Below are 19,217 nucleotides of genomic sequence, written 5' to 3'. Positions count from 1 at the left end.
AGGGGCAGCGAGGCCGGCGTGTTCGCGGGCGCGCTCACCCCCGACTACGGCCAGCCGCACGGCATGCCCGGCGAGCTCGAGGGCTACCACGTCACGGGCAGCGCTCCGAGCGTCGCCTCCGGCCGCCTCGCCTACACCTTCGGTCTCACCGGCCCCGCCGTCACCGTCGACACCGCCTGCTCGTCCTCGCTGGTCGCCCTGCACATGGCCGCGCAGTCGCTGCACTCCGGCGAGTGCTCGCTCGCCGTCGTCGCCGGGGCCTCCGTGATGTCCACGCCCACCCCCATGGTCAGCTTCAGCCGACAGCGCGCCCTGTCCGGCGACGGCCGCTGCCGTTCCTTCGCCGAGGACGCCGACGGCTTCGGCATGGCCGAGGGCGTGGGCGTGCTGCTGGTCGAACGGCTCTCCGAGGCACGGCGGAACGGCCACCGGGTGCTGGCCGTCGTCCGCGGCTCGGCGATCAACCAGGACGGCGCGTCCAACGGTCTGACCGCCCCGAACGGCCCGTCCCAGCAGCGCGTCATCCGGCAGGCGCTGCACCGCGCCGGGCTGCAGCCCTCCGAGGTGGACGCCGTCGAGGCGCACGGCACCGGCACGAAGCTGGGCGACCCCATCGAGGCGCAGGCACTGCTCGCCACCTACGGCCAGGACCGGGACACCGACCGGCCGTTGTGGCTGGGCTCCGCCAAGTCCAACCTCGGCCACACGCAGGCGGCGGCCGGCGTCGTCGGCGTCATCAAGACGGTGCTCTCCCTGCGCCACGGCACCCTGCCGCGCACCCTGCACGCCGAGCGGCCCACCACCCGGGTCGACTGGGAGTCCGGCGGTGTGCGCCTGCTCGCCGAGGCGCAGCCGTGGTCCGCCGGCGAACGGCCGCGCCGCGCCGGCGTCTCCGCCTTCGGCATCAGCGGCACCAACGCCCACGTCATCCTGGAATCCGCCCCCGAACAGCCCGGACCGGCACCCGAGGCGGACGTGCCCGCACCCGCGGTCGTGCCGTGGCTGCTCTCCGCCCGCACCCCGGCCGCGCTGCGCGCACAGGCGACGGCCCTCACGGACCAGGCCCGGGACGGGGACGTCGCGGCCGTCGGCCACGCCCTCGCCACCACCCGGGCCCGCTTCGAGCAGCGCGCCGTCGTCGTCGGCCCGCACACCGGTGACGGCCTCGCCACCGCCCTGACCGCCCTGGCCGACGGCGAACCCGGGCACGACATCGTCACCGAGAGCGCCGGCCCTCTGGGACGCACCGTTTTCGTCTTCCCCGGACAGGGCGCCCAGTGGGCCGGTATGGCCGTCGAACTGACCGAGCAGTCACCGGTGTTCGCCGCGCGCATGGCCGAGTGCGAGGCGGCGATCGGCGCGTTCGCCGACTGGTCGCTGACCGACGTGCTGCGCGGCGCCGACGGAGCCCCGTCGCTCGACCGCGTCGACGTGGTGCAGCCCGCGTCGTTCGCCGTGATGGTGTCCCTGGCGGCGCTGTGGCGGTCCTACGGCGTCGAGCCGGCGGCCGTCGTCGGCCACTCGCAGGGCGAGATCGCCGCCGCCTGCGTCGCCGGTGCCCTGTCGCTGCGCGACGCGGCGCGCGTGGTGTGCCTGCGCAGCCGCCTCATCACCGCCGTCGCCGGCAGTGGCGGCATGGCCACCGTCGCCGTACCCGCCGACGAGGCGGAGAAGCTGCTCGCCGAATACGGGGGACGGCTCTCGCTCGCCGCCGTCAACGGACCCCGCTCGGCCGTCGTCGCGGGCGACCGGGATGCGATCGAGGACCTCGTCGCCGCATGCAAGGCCCGGCACGTGCGGGCCAAGGCGATCCCCGTCGACTACGCCTCGCACTCCGCGCACGTCGAGCCGATCCTCGGCGAACTCGCCGAGATCCTGGCCCCCGTCGAGCCCCGCCGTCCCGAGGTGCCCTTCTTCTCCACCGTCACCGGCGACTGGGTGACCGACGCCGCCCTCGACGCCGCCTACTGGTGCACCAACCTGCGGCAGCCGGTCCGCTTCGGCGAGGCCGTGCACGCGCTGACCGAGCAGGGCTACGGGTTCTTCGTGGAGAACAGCCCGCACCCGGTGCTGCTCACGGCGCTGGAGGAGGCCGTCGAGGACCGCGACGACGCGTACGCCGTCGGCTCGCTGCGCCGCGACGACGGCGGCCTGCACCGCTTCCTGCTCTCCGTGGGCCAGGCGTGGACGCGCGGCGCCGCCGTGGACTGGACGCCCGCGCTCCCCGCCCGCCCGGCAGCCGGCGACGTGGTGCTGCCGACCTACCCGTTCCAGCGCCGCCGCCACTGGATCGAGCCGCCCGCCGCGGCCGCCGCCCGCGCCGAACAGGCCGTGGCCGACGGCTGGCGGTACGGCGTCGACTGGACCGAGGTGCCGGAGACCGGCGCCACCGAGCTGGGCGGGGACTGGCTCCTCGTCGTCCCGCAGGTCCCGGACCCGGACGGCGCGGGCACCGTGGACGCCGTGGCCGCCGGACTCGCCGAGCACGGCGCCACCGTGCACCGCCACACCGCCGCCGCACTGGCCGACGCGGGGTCCGCCCTGCCCGCCCACGTCGACGGCGTCCTCTGCCTCACCGCCCTCGACGAACGCCCGCACGCCGGCGAACCGGCCGTCCCCACCGGCCTCGCCGACACCGTCGCCGCCGTACGGGCCCTCGCCGCGATGCTCCCGGACGCCCCGCTGTGGACCGTCACCCGCGGCGCCGTCGGCGCCGTCGACGGCGACCGCGTCGACCACCCGCTCCAGGCGCAGGTCTGGGGCCTGGGCACCGTCCTGGGCCTGGACGAACCGCACCGCTGGTGCGGCCGCGTCGACCTGCCGCCCGTCCTGGACGCGCGCGCCGTCGAACGGCTCGCGGAGGCGCTCACCGGCCTCGGCGGCGAGAACGAACTCGCCGTCCGCGCCACCGGCACCTACGCCCGGCGCCTCGTGCCCGCACCCGCCGGGGACGCCGAGCCGTGGCGTCCCCGCGACACCGTCCTGATCACCGGCGGCACGGGCGCCCTCGGCGCGCACGTCGCCCGCTGGGCCGCCGCGAACGGCGCCGCGCACCTCGTGCTCACCTCCCGCCGCGGCACGGACGCCCCCGGCGCCGGAGACCTGCACGACGAACTCACCGCGCTGGGCGCCGAGGTCACGATCACCGCCTGCGACGTCGCCGACCGCGACGCGCTCGCCGCCGTCCTCGACGGCATCCCCGAGGACCGCCCGCTGCGCGCCGTGGTGCACGCCGCCGGCCTCACCCAGCCCGAGATCCCCGTCGCCGACCTCACCGTCGCCGAACTCGCCCGCACCTCCCGGGTCAAGGTCGAAGGCGCCCGTCACCTGGACGAGCTGACCGCCGACCGCGACCTGGACGCGTTCGTGCTGTTCTCCTCCGGCGCCGCCACCTGGGGCGACGCCGGCAAGGGCGGCTACGCCGCGGCCAACGCCCACCTGGACGCCCTGGCCCAGCAGCGCCGCGCCCGCGGCGTCACCGCGACCTCGGTGGCCTGGGGCGCCTGGGGCGGCGGCGGCATGGTCGAGGGCGAGGTCGCCGACCTCCTCACCCAGCGCGGCATGCGCCTGATGAAGCCCGCGACCGCCGTACGGGCCCTCGCCACCGCCGTCGGCAACGGCGACACCCGGCTCGCCCTCGCCTCCTTCGACCTGGCGCGCTTCCTGCCGCTCTACACCATGTCCCGCGACCGGCGCCTGGTCGCGGCCCTGTCCGCCGCCGAGCAGCCGTCCCCGTCCGACCCGTCCGGCCCGGAAGGCGGCCCGGACGCCGACCGTCCCGGCGGCGCGCTGGCCCTGAAGCTGGCCGGACAGGGCGAACAGCAGCAGGAGGACATCCTGGTGGACCTGGTGCGGCGGGAGATCTCCGCCGTGCTCAAGGCCGACCGGCCCGAGGAGATCCCGCCCCGCCGCGCCTTCAAGGAACTCGGCTTCGACTCCCTGACGGCCCTGGAGTTCCGCAACCGGATGAACACGGCGACCGGGCTGAAGCTGCCCGCGACGCTCGTCTTCGACCACCCCAGCCCGTCGAAGCTCGCCGCGCACCTGCGCCGGGAGCTCACCGACGGCACCACCACCGTGCCTGCCGACCTCGACCGTCTCGAGGCGTCCCTGGCGTCCTCGGGCCCCGAGGAGTGGGCACAACTCGACGTCCTCGACCGGCTGCGGGCCCTGGTGCGCCGCGTCGAAGCGGGCGCGGGCACGACCGGAGGCGACGCGGCGGACGCGCCGGACGACGACCTCGCGATCGCCAGCAACGACGAGATCTTCGACCTGATCGACCGGGAGTTGGGTATCTGATGAGCGGCGCCACGAACGAGCAGCGGCTTCGTGACTACCTGAACAGGGTCACCGCGGATCTCCGGACGACCCGCAAGCGGCTCCGCGACATCGAGGCCCGGCAGTCCGAACCCGTCGCGATCGTCGCGATGAGCTGCCGCTTCCCCGGCGGCATCGGCACCCCCGAGGAGTACTGGCGGCACCTCGCCGACGGCGTCGACCTCGTCGGCGACCTGCCCACCGACCGCGGCTGGGACGTCGAGCGCCTCTACCACCCGGACCCGGACCACCCCGGCACCAGCTACACCCGGCGCGGCGCGTTCCTCTCCGACGCCGCCGAGTTCGACGCCGACTTCTTCGGCATCTCGCCGCGCGAGGCCCTGGCCATGGACCCGCAGCAGCGGCTCCTCCTGGAGACCTCCTGGGAGGTCTTCGAACGGGCCGGCATCGACGTGGAGACCGTGCGCGGCGCCCGCGCCGGCGTGTTCGTCGGGTCCAGCAACCAGGGCTACGGCTCGGCCGTGCACACCGCGCCGGACGGCGTCGAGGGCCACCTGCTCACCGGCGGCTCCACGGCCGTGCTCTCGGGCCGCGTCGCCTACACCCTCGGCCTCGAGGGCCCCGCGCTCACCATCGACACCAACTGTTCCTCGTCGCTGGTGGCGCTGCACCAGGCGGTCCAGTCGCTGCGCTCCGACGGCTGCGCGCTCGCCCTGGCGTGCGGCGCGACCGTGATGAGCTCCTTCCTCAACTTCACCGAGTTCAGCCGCCAGTCCGGACTCGCGGTCGACGGCCGGTGCAAGGCGTTCTCCGACGACGCGGACGGCACCGGCTGGGGCGAGGGCGTCGGCGTGCTCCTGCTGGAGCGCCTGTCCGACGCCCAGCGCAACGGGCACCCGGTGCTCGCCGTCATCCGCGGCTCCGCGATCAACCAGGACGGCGCGTCCAACGGCCTGACGGCGCCCAACGGCGCCTCCCAGCAGCGCGTCATCCGGCAGGCGCTGGCCGACGCGGGCCTCACCGCCGCCGACGTGGACGCGGTGGAGGCGCACGGTACGGGCACCAAGCTGGGCGACCCGATCGAGGCGCAGGCCCTGCTGGCCACCTACGGCCAGGCCCGCGCGGGCGACGCACCGCTCTGGCTCGGGTCGGTGAAGACCAACATCGGGCACACGCAGGCCGCCTCCGGCGTGGCCGGCGTCATGAAGATGGTCCTCGCTCTCCAGAACGACACGCTGCCCGAGTCGCTGCACGCCGGCACCCCCTCCACCCACGTGGACTGGACCGCCGGCCAGGTCAGGGTCCTCGACGCGGCCAGGCCCTGGCCCCAGGGCGAACGCGCCCGGCGCGCGGGCGTCTCCTCCTTCGGCGCCAGCGGCACCAACGCCCACGTCATCGTCGAGGAGGCGCCCGCCCCGCCCGCCCCCGACGAGGAGACGGCCGCGGCGGAACCGGCGGAGCCGGCCGCCCCGGCGGTCACGCCCCCCGTGGTGCCGTGGGTGGTGTCCGCCCGCACCGCCGCCGCCCTGCCCGCCCAGGCGGAACGGCTGCTGACGGCGACGGGCGACGACCGTGCGCCCGCCGACGTCGGCCTCTCCCTGGCCACCACCCGCACCGTGCTGGAGCACCGGGCCGTGGCGCTCGGCGCGGACGCCGCCGAACTGCGCGCCGGCCTGGGGGCGTTGGCCGAAGGCCGCGCCACCCCCGGCGCACTCCCCGGCGCGGAGGGCGCCGCACAGGGCACCGTGGTCAGCGGCCTCGCCGCCGACGTCGGCCGGACCGTCTTCGTCTTCCCCGGCCAGGGCGCCCAGTGGGTCGGCATGGCCACCGAACTCGCCGAAGCCTCCCCGGTGTTCGCCGCCCGGCTGGCCGAGTGCGAGGCGGCGCTGGCGGAGTTCACCGACTGGTCGCTGACCGACGTCCTGCGCGGCGCCGACGGCGCCCCGACGCTCGAGCGGGTGGACGTCGTCCAGCCCGCCCTGTTCGCGGTCATGGTCTCCCTCGCGGAGCTGTGGACCTCCCTCGGCGCGAAGCCCGACGCGGTGGTCGGCCACTCGCAGGGCGAGATCGCCGCCGCCTGCGTCGCCGGTGCGCTGTCGCTGCGCGACGCTGCACGCGTCGTCTGCCTGCGCAGCCGGGCCATCACCGCGCTGACCGGTGGCGGCGGCATGGCGTCGCTGATGATCCCCGAGGACGCGGTCCGCGAGCTGCTGTCGCCGTACGACGGACGCCTCGGCATCGCCGCCGTCAACGGCCCGGCCTCCGTCGTCGTCTCGGGCGAGGCCCGCGCCCTCGACGCCCTGCTGGAGGTCTGCGAGCAGCGCGAGATCCGGGCACGGCGCATCCCCGTCGACTACGCCTCGCACTCCGCCGACGTCGACCCGATCCGCGAGGAACTGCGGGCCGCGCTGGCCCCCACCGAGGCCCGCCGCCCCGAGACGCCGATGTTCTCCACCGTCACCGGCACCTGGATCGGCGGCGCGGAGACGGACGCGGACTACTGGTTCCGCAACCTGCGCCAACCGGTGCTCCTCGACCCCGCCGTCCGGGAACTCGCCCGGAACGGCCACCGCACGTTCCTGGAGATGAGCCCGCACCCGGTCCTCACCGTGCCCGTGCAGGAAACGCTGGAGGACGCCGGGGCGGAGGCCGGACCGGTCTTCGTCGGCGGCTCGCTGCGCCGCGACGAGGGCGGGCTGCGCCGCTTCCTGACCTCGCTCGCCGAGGCGTTCACCTCCGGCGTGGACGTCGACTGGGGCGCGTTCTTCGCCCCCACCGGCGCGCGTGTCACCGACCTGCCCACCTACGCCTTCCAGCGCCGCCACTACTGGATGCTCGACGCCTCCCCCGACGGCCCGGCCGAGGCCGACCCGGTGGACGCCGCGTTCTGGTCCGCCGTCGCCGACGGCGATCCCGCCGCGTTCGCCGAGTCGCTGCGCCTCGCCGAGGACGCGCCGCTCAGCGCGGTCCTCCCCGCCCTCGGCGACTGGCGCGCCCGCCACCGCGCCCACTCCGTCCTCGACTCCTGGCGCTACCGCGTCGACTGGGTGCCGCGCAGGCCGGGAGCCGCCCCCGGGCGGCTGGCCGGAAGCTGGCTGCTCGCGGTGGTCGCGGGCCGCGAGGACGACGACACCACCGTCGCGGTGCGGCAGGCGCTCACCGACGGCGGCGCGGACGTCACGGACGTCGTGCTCGGCCCGGACACCGAGCGGGAGGGCATCGCCGGCCTCCTCGCGGACCACCCCCACGCGTCCGGCATCGTCTCCCTCCTCGCCCTCGACGAGGCGCCCCACCCGCACGTGACCGGGATGACCACGGGCCTCGCACTCAACGTCCAGCTCGCGCAGGCCCTCGCGGACCGGGAGCACGCCACGCCGCTCTGGCTGTGCACCCAGGACACCGTCGAGGCGTGGGACGGCGACCGCGTCACCCACCCGCAGCAGACCACCACCTGGGGCATGGGTCTGGTGGCCGGTCTGGAGGCACCACAGATCTGGGGCGGCCTGATCGACCTGCCCCTCGTGGTCGACGAGGACGACCGTGCCGCCCTGTGCTCGCTGCTCGCCGCGCGAGGCGGCGAGGACCAGGCGGCGATCCGCCAGGGCGCCGTACTGCTGCGCCGCCTGCGGCGCGCCCCCGCCCCTCCGGCCGGGGACGGCGACCGGCCCTGGCGCACCAGCGGCACCGCGCTCATCACCGGCGGCACCGGCGGGCTCGGCGCACAGACCGCCCGGTTCCTGGCCCGGTCCGGAGCCGAGCACCTGGTCCTGCTGAGCCGTCGCGGAGCCGACTCGCCGGCAGCCCGGGAACTGGTCGAGGAACTCACCGCGCTGGGCCCCCGCGTCACCGTCGCGGCCTGCGACGTGAACGACTACGAGGCGCTGGCCGGACTCGTCGCGGACCTCCAGGCCGCCGGGCCGCCCATCCGCACCGTCGTGCACAGCGCGGGCGTCGGACTGCTGAACCCGCTCACAGAGTGGAACCTCCCCGAGTTCCTCGACGGCGCACGGCTCAAGCTCGCCGCCACCGACAACCTGGACCGCCTGTTCGACCGCGACGACCTGGACGCCTTCGTGCTCCACTCGTCGGCGGCGGCGGTCTGGGGCGCCGGGGACCACGCCTCCTACGCGGCCGGCAACGCCTACCTCGAAGCCGTCGCCCGCAACCGCCGTGCCCGCGGACTCGCCGCCACCACCATCGCCTGGGGCATCTGGCACGCGGACGCCGACGGCCGCGGCATGGCCAGCGGCGTCGACAGCACGGCCCTCAAGTGGCGCAGCATGCCGTTCATGGACCCGGAGACGGCCGTCACCGGGCTCCAGCAGGCGCTCGACGAGGACGCGACCTTCCTCGCCGTGATCGACGTCGACTGGGAGCACTTCGCCCCCGTCTTCGCCGCAGCACGTCAGCGCCCTCTGCTCGACGACATCCCCGAGGTCCGCTCCGCGCTCGACGTCGGTGCGAAGCCCGCGGACGACGGGCCCGCGAACGACGCCGACGCCCTCCGCGAGCGCCTCACCCCACTGCCGTCCGACGACCGCAGGGAAGCGCTCCGCGAACTGGTCCGCGGCCAGGTCGCCGCCGTCCTCGGCCACCACAGCGCGGACGCCGTCGACAACGAACGCCCTTTCCGCGACCTCGGCTTCGACTCGCTGCTCGCCGTCACCCTGCGCAACTCCCTCAACGCGGCCACCGGACTGCGCCTCACCGCCACGCTCGTCTTCGACTACCCCAGCGTCAGCAAGCTGGCCCAGCACCTGCACACCACCCTGTTCGGCGACCTCGCCCCCGCCGGAGCCGCGACGACGGCACCGGTGCGGGTGCGCGAGGCCGCGGCCGACGACCCCATCGCCATCGTGGGCATGGGCTGCCGGCTGCCCGGCGGCGTCAACGGCCCGGACGAGCTGTGGCGCCTCGTCAGCCAAGGAGGGGAAGCAGTCGGCGCGTTCCCGGCGGACCGCGGCTGGCACCTCGACGACCTCTACCACCCGGACCCGGACGAGGAGGGCACCACTTACGTCCGCACCGGCGGATTCGTCTCCGACGCCGGGCACTTCGACGCCGCCTTCTTCGGGATCTCCCCGCGCGAGGCCCTGGCGATGGACCCGCAGCAGCGCCTCCTCCTGGAGACCGCGTGGGAGGCCATCGAGCACGGCCGCATCTCACCCGCGTCGCTGCGCGGCAGCGACTGCGGTGTCTTCGTCGGCTCCGCCCACAGCGGCTACGGCAGCAACCTGCGCCACGTCCCCGAAGGCGTCGAGGGCCACCTGCTCACGGGCACCGTGACCAGCATCGCCTCCGGCCGCATCTCCTACACCCTCGGACTGGAGGGACCGGCCGTCAGCCTCGACACCGGCTGCTCCTCCGCCCTCGTCTCGCTGCACCTCGCCGTCCAGGCACTGCGGTCCGGCGACTGCTCGATGGCCCTGGCCGGCGCCGCCGCAGTCATCGCCTCGCCCATCGGCTTCGTCGGCTTCAGCCGCCAGCGCGGACTGGCCGAGGACGGCCGCTGCAAGGCGTTCTCCGACGACGCCGACGGCATGGGCTTCGCCGAGGGCGCGGGCATGCTGCTCCTGGAACGCCTCTCCGACGCCAAGAAGAACGGCCACCGGGTCCTGGCCGTCATCCGGGGTACAGCGGTCAACCAGGACGGTGCGTCCAACGGCCTGACGGCGCCGAACGGGCCGTCGCAGCAGCGCGTCATCCGCCAGGCGCTGGCCGACGCGGGCCTCACCGGCGCGGACGTGGACGTGGTCGAGGCGCACGGCACCGGCACGTCCCTGGGCGACCCGATCGAGGCGCACGCCCTGCTGGCGACCTACGGCCAGGACCGGCCCGAGGGGCGGCCGCTGTGGCTCGGGTCGATCAAGTCCAACATCGGCCACACCCAGGTCGCGGCCGGCGTGCCGTCGCTGATCAAGATGGTGGCCGCGATGCGGCACGGCGTGATGCCCAAGTCACTGCACGTCGAGGAGCCGTCCTCGCACATCGACTGGTCGGCGGGTGCGGTGGAACTGTTGGCGGAGGAGCGTGCCTGGACGCGGGAGGACGAGCGTCCGCGCCGCGCCGGGGTCTCGTCCTTCGGCGTCAGCGGTACGAACGTGCACGTGATCCTGGAGGAAGCCGACGAGGAACCCTCCGCGGAGGCGGCAGAGTCCGGGCCGGAGACGGTCCCGTGGCTGGTGTCGGCGCGGAGTGCGGCGGGTCTGCGGGGTCAGGCGGCGGCGTTGGCGCCGTTGGCCGGTGGTGACCTCGACCGTGCCGCGGTGGGTTGGTCGTTGCTGTCGACGCGTGCGGTGCTGGAGCACCGTGCGGTGGTGACGGGTGATTTCGCGGCGGGGCTGGGTGCGTTGGCGGAGGGTGAGCCGGCGGACAACGTGGTCTCGGGTGTGTCGGGGCCGGTGGGGCGGACGGCGTTCGTGTTCCCGGGTCAGGGTGCGCAGTGGGTCGGTATGGGTGCTGATCTGCTGGAGTCTTCCCCTGTCTTCGCTGGGTCGGTGGCGGCGTGTGAGGCGGCGATGTCCGGGCATGTGGACTGGTCGCTGACGGCTGTTCTGCGTGGTGAGGAGGGGTCGCCGTCGTTGGAGCGGGTGGATGTGGTGCAGCCTGCGTCGTTCGCGGTGATGGTGTCTCTTGCGGCGTTGTGGCGGTCGTACGGGGTGGAGCCTGCCGCGGTGATCGGGCATTCGCAGGGTGAGATCGCCGCGGCGTGTGTGGCGGGGATTCTGTCGCTGGAGGACGCGGCGCGCATCGTGTGTCTGCGGAGCAGGGCGATCGCGGAGATCGCCGGTAGTGGTGGCATGGCGTCGGTGGCGGTGTCCGCCGAGCGTGCGGAGGAGCTGATCGCTCCGTTCGAGGGCCGTATCTCTGTGGCCGCTGTCAACGGACCTGCGCAGGTGGTGGTTTCGGGCGAGGCTGCGGCGCTGGATGAGCTGGGTGTCGTGTGCGAGAAGGCGGAGGTCCGCTTTCGGCGTGTGGCGGTGGACTACGCCTCCCATTCGGCGGCGATGGAGGAGCTGAGGGACGCCCTTGCCGCCGCTCTCGTAGGCGTGACGCCGCAGGCGGGCAGTGTGCCGTTGATGTCGACGGTGTCGGCGGAGTTCGTGGATCCGCTCACCATGGACGCCGACTACTGGTTCACCAACCTGCGTACGCAGGTGCGGTTCTCCGAGGGTGTCGCGAAGTTGGCGTCTGAGGGTTTCGGTGTGTTCGCGGAGATGTCCTCGCACCCGGTGATGACCTCGGCGGTCGAGGCGACGGTGGACGCCGCGGGTGGTGAACCCGCTGTGGTGACGGGCTCGTTGCGCCGTGAGGACGGCGGCCTGGACCGGTTCCTCACGGGGCTCGCCGCGATCTGGGTGCGCGGAGCGCATGTGGACTGGACGGTCGCCTTCGGCGACACCCCGCCGCCGACCGTGGACCTGCCCACCTACGCCTTCCAGCGTCGTCACTACTGGCTGGAGGACCAGGCCGTCGACGAGCCCGGCCGTCAGGTCGACGCCATCGACGCCGAGTTCTGGGCCGCCGTCGCGGCGAACGACCCGTCGTCCCTCGCCCGTACCCTGGGCCTCGACGATGACGCTTCGGGCCCGCTCCGGGAACTGGCGCCCGTGCTCGCCGACTGGCGGCGCGACCGGGAGGCGGCCACCGAGGCCGACTCCTGGCGCTACGACATCACCTGGAGCCCGGTGACCGGCGGCGAACGCCCGCGCCTCGCGGGCGCAGTCTGGCTTCTCCTCGTCTCCTCCGGAGCGGAGGGCTGGCCCTCGCTCGCCGCCCAGGCGCTCGAGGCACACGGCGCCGAGGTCCGGTTCCTGGAGGTTCCCGACGCCGAACGCGCCGCCCTGACGGACCAGTTGCGGACGGCCGCTGACGGCGTCACCGGGGTGCTGTCCCTGCTCGCCTTCGACGCCCGGCCGGTGCTCGACCCCGCCGTGGCGTTGATCCAGGCGCTCGGGGACGCCGGTGTCGCGGCACCGCTGTGGTGCGCGACGCGCGGCGCGGTGTCCGTCGGCGCCTCGGACAAGGACGTCCGCCCCGACCACGCACTCCTGTGGGGTCTCGGCCGCATCGCCGCCATGGAGTACCCGCACCGCGTCGGCGGCCTCGTCGATCTCCCCGCGACGGCGGACGAGCGCGCCGCCGAGCGGCTGGTGGGCGCCCTGACCGCGCCCGACGGCGAGGACCAGCTGGCCGTACGGTCCGGCGGTCTCTACGCACGGCGCCTGGTGCGCCGCCCGTCGGCCGGCACGCCGGACGTGCGGAGCTGGCAGCCGCGCGGCACCGTGCTCGTCACCGGCGGCACCGGCGGCGTGGGCGCCGAAGTCGCGGCCTGGCTGGCCGCGTCGGGAGCCCCGCACCTGCTGCTCACCAGCCGGCGCGGCCCCGACGCCCCCGGCGCCGGCGAACTGGTCGCCCGGCTGGAGGCGCTGGGCGCTCAGGTGACGGTGGCGGCCTGCGACGTGGCCGACCGCGACGCCCTCGGCCGCGTGCTCGACGCCGTGCCCGCCGCACGTCCCCTCACCGCCGTGGTGCACGCGGCGGCCGTCCTGGACGACTGCCTGCTCGACGCCCTGACGCCCGAGCGCACGGCGACCGTGCTGCGCCCGAAGGCGGACGCGGCCCGCAACCTGCACGACCTGACCCGCGACACCGACCTCGACGCCTTCGTGCTGTTCTCCTCCCTCGGCGGCACCCTGGGCGGCCCCGGCCAGGGCGCCTACTCGGCGGCCAACGCCTACCTGGACGCCCTGGCGGCCGCCCGCCGCGCCGAGGGCCTGCCCGCGACCTCGCTCGCGTGGGGCAGCTGGGCGGAGGTCGGACTGGCCGCGGGCGCGGAGTGGGAGGAGCGCCTGCGGTCCACCGGCATGGGCCGGATGGCGCCCCAGACCGCGCTCGCCGTGCTGCGGCAGGCCCTCGACCAGGACCTGACCTACCTGGCCGTGGCCGACATCGACTGGTCGCGCTACGCGGCCGTCTGCACCGAGGGCCGGACCGGCCGGGTACTGGCCGCCCTGCCCGACGCACGTCCCCGCGCCGCCGAGACGCAGCAGGTCGACGACACACCGCAGGACGGCTTCGCGGCCACCCTCGCCGACAGTTCGCCCGCCGAGCGCGAACAGGCCCTGACCGCGCTGGTACGCGCCCAGGCCGCGGCGGCCCTCGGCCTCGCGGACGCGGAGGAGATCGACGTCGACCGCGCCCTGCGCGACATGGGCTTCGACTCGCTCACCGCGGTCGACCTGCGGAACCGGCTGAACACCGTCACCGGTCTGCGGCTCCCGGTGACCGTGGTGTTCGACCACGCCACGGCCGGCCGGCTCGCCCGGCACCTCGCCGGTGAACTGTTCGGCGCCCGGGAGGACTCGGCGCAGCCCGCCCTCCCCGCGGCCCTCACCACGGGCGGAAGCCCCGACGACGACCCCATCGCGGTCGTCGCGATGAGCTGCCGCTTCCCCGGCGGCGTGGACACCCCGGAGAAGTACTGGGACCTGCTCGCCACCGGCGGCGACGCCGTGACGCCGCTCCCCACCGACCGCGGCTGGGACCTCGACGGGCTGTACGACCCGGACCCGGACCGCCCCGGCACCTTCTACACGCGCGGCGGCGGCTTCCTGCACGACGCGGGCCGCTTCGACCCGCACTTCTTCGGCATCTCGCCGCGCACCGCGCCCGCCATCGACCCGCAGCACCGGCTGCTGCTGGAGACGTCGTGGGAGGCGTTCGAACGCGCAGGGATCGACCCGGCGACGGTCAAGGGCACGCCCGTCGGCGTGTTCGTCGGCGCCAACTACAACGACTACGGGTCCCGCCTCAGCGCGTCCCCCGGGGAGTTCGAGGGGCAGCTCGCCACCGGCAGCGCGTCCAGCGTCGCCTCCGGCCGCATCGCCTACACCTTCGGGCTGGAGGGCCCGGCGGTCACCGTCGACACGGCCTGCTCCTCCTCCCTGGTCGCCCTGCACCAGGCGAGTCAGGCCCTGCGGTCCGGCGACTGCACCATGGCCCTGGCCGGCGGCGTCACCGTCATCTCGTCGCCCGACACCTTCGTGGAGTTCAGCCGCCAGGGCGCCCTGTCGCCCGACGGGCGCTGCAAGGCGTTCTCGGCGGCCGCCGACGGAGCGGGCTGGGCGGAAGGCGTCGGCATGCTCCTCGTCGAGCGGCTGTCCGAGGCCCGGCGGCGCGGCCACCCCGTGCTGGGCCTCATCCGCGGCGCCGCCGTCAACCAGGACGGGGCCTCGAACGGCCTCACCGCGCCGAGCGGACCCGCCCAGCAGCGCGTCATCCGTCAGGCCCTCGCCAACGCCCGGCTCTCCGCCGCGGAGGTCGACGCCGTCGAGGCGCACGGCACCGGCACCACCCTGGGCGACCCCATCGAGGCGGAGGCGCTGCTGGCCGTCTACGGCGCGGACCGCCCGCAGGACCGGCCGCTGTGGCTGGGCTCGGCCAAGTCGAACATCGGCCACACCCAGGCCGCTTCCGGCGTGGCCGGAGTCATCAAGACACTGCTGTCCCTGCGGCACGGCCTGATGCCGCGGACGCTGCACGCCGACGAACCCTCGCCGCACATCGACTGGTCGGCCGGCACCGTGCGCCTGCTGAACGAGGCGCGCGCGTGGACGGAGCACGACGGCCCGCGCCGTGCGGGCGTCTCCTCGTTCGGCGTCAGCGGTACCAACGTCCACATGATCATCGAGCAGGCGCCGGTGGACGACGCCGGCACCGCACCGGCCGACGCGGAACCGGCGGACTCGGACGCGGCGGACGCGGAATCGGGGGACCGCAACGGCGGATGGCTGCCGTGGGCGCTCTCCGCCCGCAGCGCCGACGCGCTCACCGCGCAGGCCCGCGGTCTGCTGGACGTCCTGGACTCCCGTCCGGACGCCGACCCGGCCGGTATCGCCCGCACCCTCGGCTCACGCGCCCGCTTCGAACACCGCCTGGTGTGCTGGGGCACCGACCGCGAGCAGCTGCGCAAGCAGCTCACCGCCTGTGCGGAGGGCCGGACCGTCACCCCGGCCGCCGCGGGCGTCGCGAACGGCGGCCGCACGGCCTTCCTGTTCTCCGGCCAGGGCGCCCAGCGCCTCGGCATGGGGCGGGAGCTCTACGCCGCCTTCCCGGTCTTCGCCGACGCCTTCGACGCCGTCTGCGCGCACATGGACCTGGAGCTGGACCGCCCCCTGCGCGACGTGGTGTTCGCCGAGGAGGGCGACCCGCAGGCGGAACTGCTGCACCGCACCGACTTCACGCAGCCGGCGCTGTTCGCCGTCGAGGTGGCGCTGTACCGGCTCTTCGCCTCCTGGGGCGTCACCCCCGACTACCTGGTCGGCCACTCGATCGGTGAGATCGCCGCGGCCCACGTCGCCGGGGTGTTCACCCTCGCCGACGCCTGCCGGACGGTCGCCGCGCGCGGCCGGCTGATGCAGCAGCTCCCCGCGACCGGCGCCATGGCGGCCGTGGCCGCCACCGAGGACGAGGTACTGCCGCTGCTGGACGGCCTCGCCGACCGGGTCGCCGTCGCCGCCGTCAACGGCCCGGAGGCCACCGTGGTCTCCGGCGACACCGCCGAGGTGGACCGCATCGCCGAGCACTTCGCCGGACTGGGCCGGAAGACTAAGCGTTTGCGGGTCAGCCATGCGTTTCACTCCCCTCATATGGACCCGATGCTGGAGCGCTTCGAGGAGATCGTCCGGGACGTCCCCCTGTCCCCGCCGACGATCCCGGTGGTGTCGGACGTGACCGGACGTCCCGCCACCGCCGAGCAGCTCTGCAGCCCGGACTACTGGGTGTCCCAGGTGCGCGAGCCGGTACGGTTCGCCGCCGGCGTCGCGTTCCTGCACGACGCGGGCGTCACCCGCTACCTGGAGATCGGCCCGGACGCGGTACTCACCGCGCTGGCCGCCGACTGCCTCCCCGAGGAGTCCGCCGGCACGGTGGCGCCCGCCGCCCGGCGCGGACGCCCGGAGGCCGAGACCGCGCTGGCCGCCGCCGCCCGGATGCACGTCCTCGGCGGCGACTGCGACCTCGCGGCCTTCCACCCCGCCGGCACCGCACCCGTCGAGCTGCCCACCTACCCGTTCCAGCGGCAGCACTACTGGCTGGACACCCCCGAGCCGCGCGGCGACGTCGGCGCGGCCGGGCTCGAGACCGCCGGACACCCGCTGCTCGGCGCCGCCGTGCGCTTCGCCGCCGACGACGGCTGTCTGCTGACCGCCCGGCTGTCCCTGCGCACCCACCCCTGGCTCGCCGACCACGTCATCGACGGCGCGGTCGTCCTGCCCGGAACCGCTTTCGCCGAACTCGCGATCCGCGCGGGCGACCAGGTCGGCTGCGGCCGGGTCGGCGAACTCACCCTGGAGGCCCCGCTGCCGCTGTCCGACGGGGAAGCGGTGGACGTCCAGGTGCGCGTGGGCGACGCGGACGCGGCCGGGGCCCGCCCGCTGACCGTCCACTCCCGTCCGCAGGACGCCACGGAGGACGAGCCCTGGCAGCGGCACGCCACCGGCACGCTGCTCCAGGAGGCGTCCCCGGCGGGCGAGCCCGCTCCCGCGCAGTGGCCGCCCGCCGGTGCCGCCCCGGTGGACCTCGACGGCTTCTACGCACGGCTGGCCGAGGGCAGCGCCGACTACGGTCCCGCGTTCCAGGGGCTGCGCGCCGCCTGGCGCGACGGCTCCGACGTCTACGCCGAGGTCTCCCTGCCCGAGGGCGCGGACGCGGCCGGCTACGGCCTGCACCCCGCCCTGTTCGACGCGGCGCTGCAGACGCTCGGTCTCGGAGAGGCGGGCGACGACGGCCAGGGCGTGATGCCCTTCGCGTGGAGCGGCGCCGCCCTCCACGCCGCGGGTGCGACCAGCCTCCGCGTACACCTGGAGAGCACCGGCCGGCACTCCGTCGCCGTCCGGCTGTGGGACCCCGAGGGCAACCCGGTGGCGTCCGTCGCGTCGCTGGCGTTCCGCCCGTCCACGGGCGCGGCGGCGAAGCGGCCCCGCAGCGCCGTGCAGGACGCGCTGTTCCGCACCCGCTGGGTGCCGGTCGCCGACTCCACGGCTCCCGCCGGGCGGACCTGCGCGCTGATCGGCAGCGCCGACGCGGCGCCCGACCTGGCCGCCGCCCTCGCCGGCACCGCCGGCCTGGCCTCCTACCCGACGCTCGACGCCCTCTTCCAGGCCGTCACCGCCGGGGCGCCGCTGCCCGACCGCGTCGTGGTCGCCGAACCGCCCGCCACGGGCGAGCCCGCCGCGGCCGCCCGGGAGGCGGCGCACCGCGCACTCGCCGCGGTGCAGACCTGGCTGTCCGACGAGCGGTTCGCCGCCTCGCGGCTGGTGTTCGTGACCCGCGGCGCCCTGACCGCCGACACGGGCGAGGCGGTCACCGACCTGCCGTCGGCCACCGTGCACGGCCTGGTCCGCACCGCGAACTCGGAGAACCCCGGCCGGTTCGCCCTCGTCGACCTGGACGGCGCCGAGTCCTCGCTCGCCGCGCTCCCGGCCGCCGTCCTCGGTGAGGAACCGCAGACGGCGGTGCGCGGCGGGGAGATACGCGCCGCCCGTCTCACCCGGGTCCGCGCGGACGAAGCGGCCGAACGGACCGCCCCCACCTGGGACGCGTCCGGCACCACCCTGGTCACCGGCGCCACCGGCACCCTCGGGCGCCTGGTCGCCCGGCACCTGGTCGTCGCCCACGGCGTGCGGCGGCTGCTGCTGGTCAGCCGCAGCGGCCCGGCCGCCGACGGCGCCGCGGCGCTGCGCGAGGAACTGGACGCCCTGGGCGCCGACGTCACCCTGACCGCCTGCGACGTCGCCGACCGCGACGCCCTGGCACGGCTGCTCGACGCCGTCCCCGCCGAACACCCGCTGACCGCGGTGGTGCACACGGCCGGCGTCACCGACGACGGCGTGATCACCTCCCTCACCCCGGACCGGGTCGACCGGGTCCTCGCCGCCAAGGTCGACGCCGCCCTCCACCTGCACGAACTCACCCGGGCGCACGACCTGTCCGCGTTCGTGCTGTTCTCCTCCCTCGCCGCCACGTTCGGCGGAGCGGGCCAGGCGAGCTACGCCGCGGGCAACGCCTTCCTGGACGCGCTCGCCGCGGACCGCCGTGCACAGGGTCTGGCCGGCCAGTCCCTGTGCTGGGGGCCGTGGGCCGAGGTCAGCACCATGACCGGCAGGCTCGGCGCCTCCGACCACGCCCGCATCGCCCGGGGCGGCGTCGTCCCGCTGACGTCCGAGGACGGTCTGGCACTGCTGGACCTCGCCCGGACGTACGACGACGCCGTGCTGGTGCCCGTGCGGCTCTCCGTCGCCTCCTCCACCGACGCGGCGGAGGTGCCGCCGCTGCTGCGGGACCTCGTGCGGCACCGGCGTCCCGGCGCCCGCCAGGCCGCCGCTGCCGTCGCGCCCCCGGTGTCCGGCATCGTGGCGACCGCCGAGCGGCTCGGCCGGATGTCCCGCCCCGAACGCGAGCGTTCGCTGCGGGAACTGGTCCGGAACGAGGCCGCTCTCGTCCTCGGCTACGACACGCCGGACCTCGTCGACGTCGAACGCGGCTTCCTGGAGATGGGCTTCGACTCGCTCAGCGCCGTCGAGCTGCGGAACCGGCTCGGCAAGGAGACCGGCCTGCCGCTGCCCGCGACGGTGCTGTTCGACTACCCGACGCCCAACGGCCTCGCCGGACACCTGAGCGAGATCTTCCCGTCGGACGCCGAGCGCGCGGTCGCCCCGATCCTCACCGAACTCGACAAGCTGCGCGTCAACCTGCCGGACACGGCGGACGACACGCTGCGCGGAAGGGTCGCGGACACGCTGCGCACACTGCTGGCCGAGGTGACGGGCGACGAGGCCGCCGCAGCCGGTCCGGCCGCGGCCGAGCCGGCCGACCGCTTCGCGGCGGCGAGTGACGAGGAGATCTTCCGGTTCCTCGACGACGAACTGGAAGCGTGA

2 protein-coding genes (1 of these 2 only partly in view) are annotated in these 19,217 nt (G+C 75.4%); both read left to right on the top strand.

The genetic code is table 11. The features are described from left to right. A protein-coding gene (locus RM572_RS02730; RefSeq protein ID WP_311671621.1) for an SDR family NAD(P)-dependent oxidoreductase crosses the window boundary here: on the top strand, nt 1-4,299 show its 3' portion. It extends 7,824 nt beyond the left edge of the window; 4,299 of the gene's 12,123 nt are visible here — the last part of the coding sequence; its start codon lies beyond the left edge, outside the window; the stop codon is at nt 4,297-4,299. Then, nucleotides 4,299-19,217 (top strand): type I polyketide synthase, encoded by a 14,919-nt coding sequence (locus RM572_RS02725; RefSeq protein WP_311671620.1) that lies wholly within the window; start codon nt 4,299-4,301, stop codon nt 19,215-19,217. Before RM572_RS02730 ends, RM572_RS02725 begins: the two co-directional genes overlap by 1 nt.

Origin of the sequence: Streptomyces hazeniae, from assembly GCF_031845485.1 — a bacterium.
GTDB lineage: Bacteria > Actinomycetota > Actinomycetes > Streptomycetales > Streptomycetaceae > Streptomyces > Streptomyces hazeniae.
This window is presented reverse-complemented; position numbering and strand designations above follow the sequence as displayed.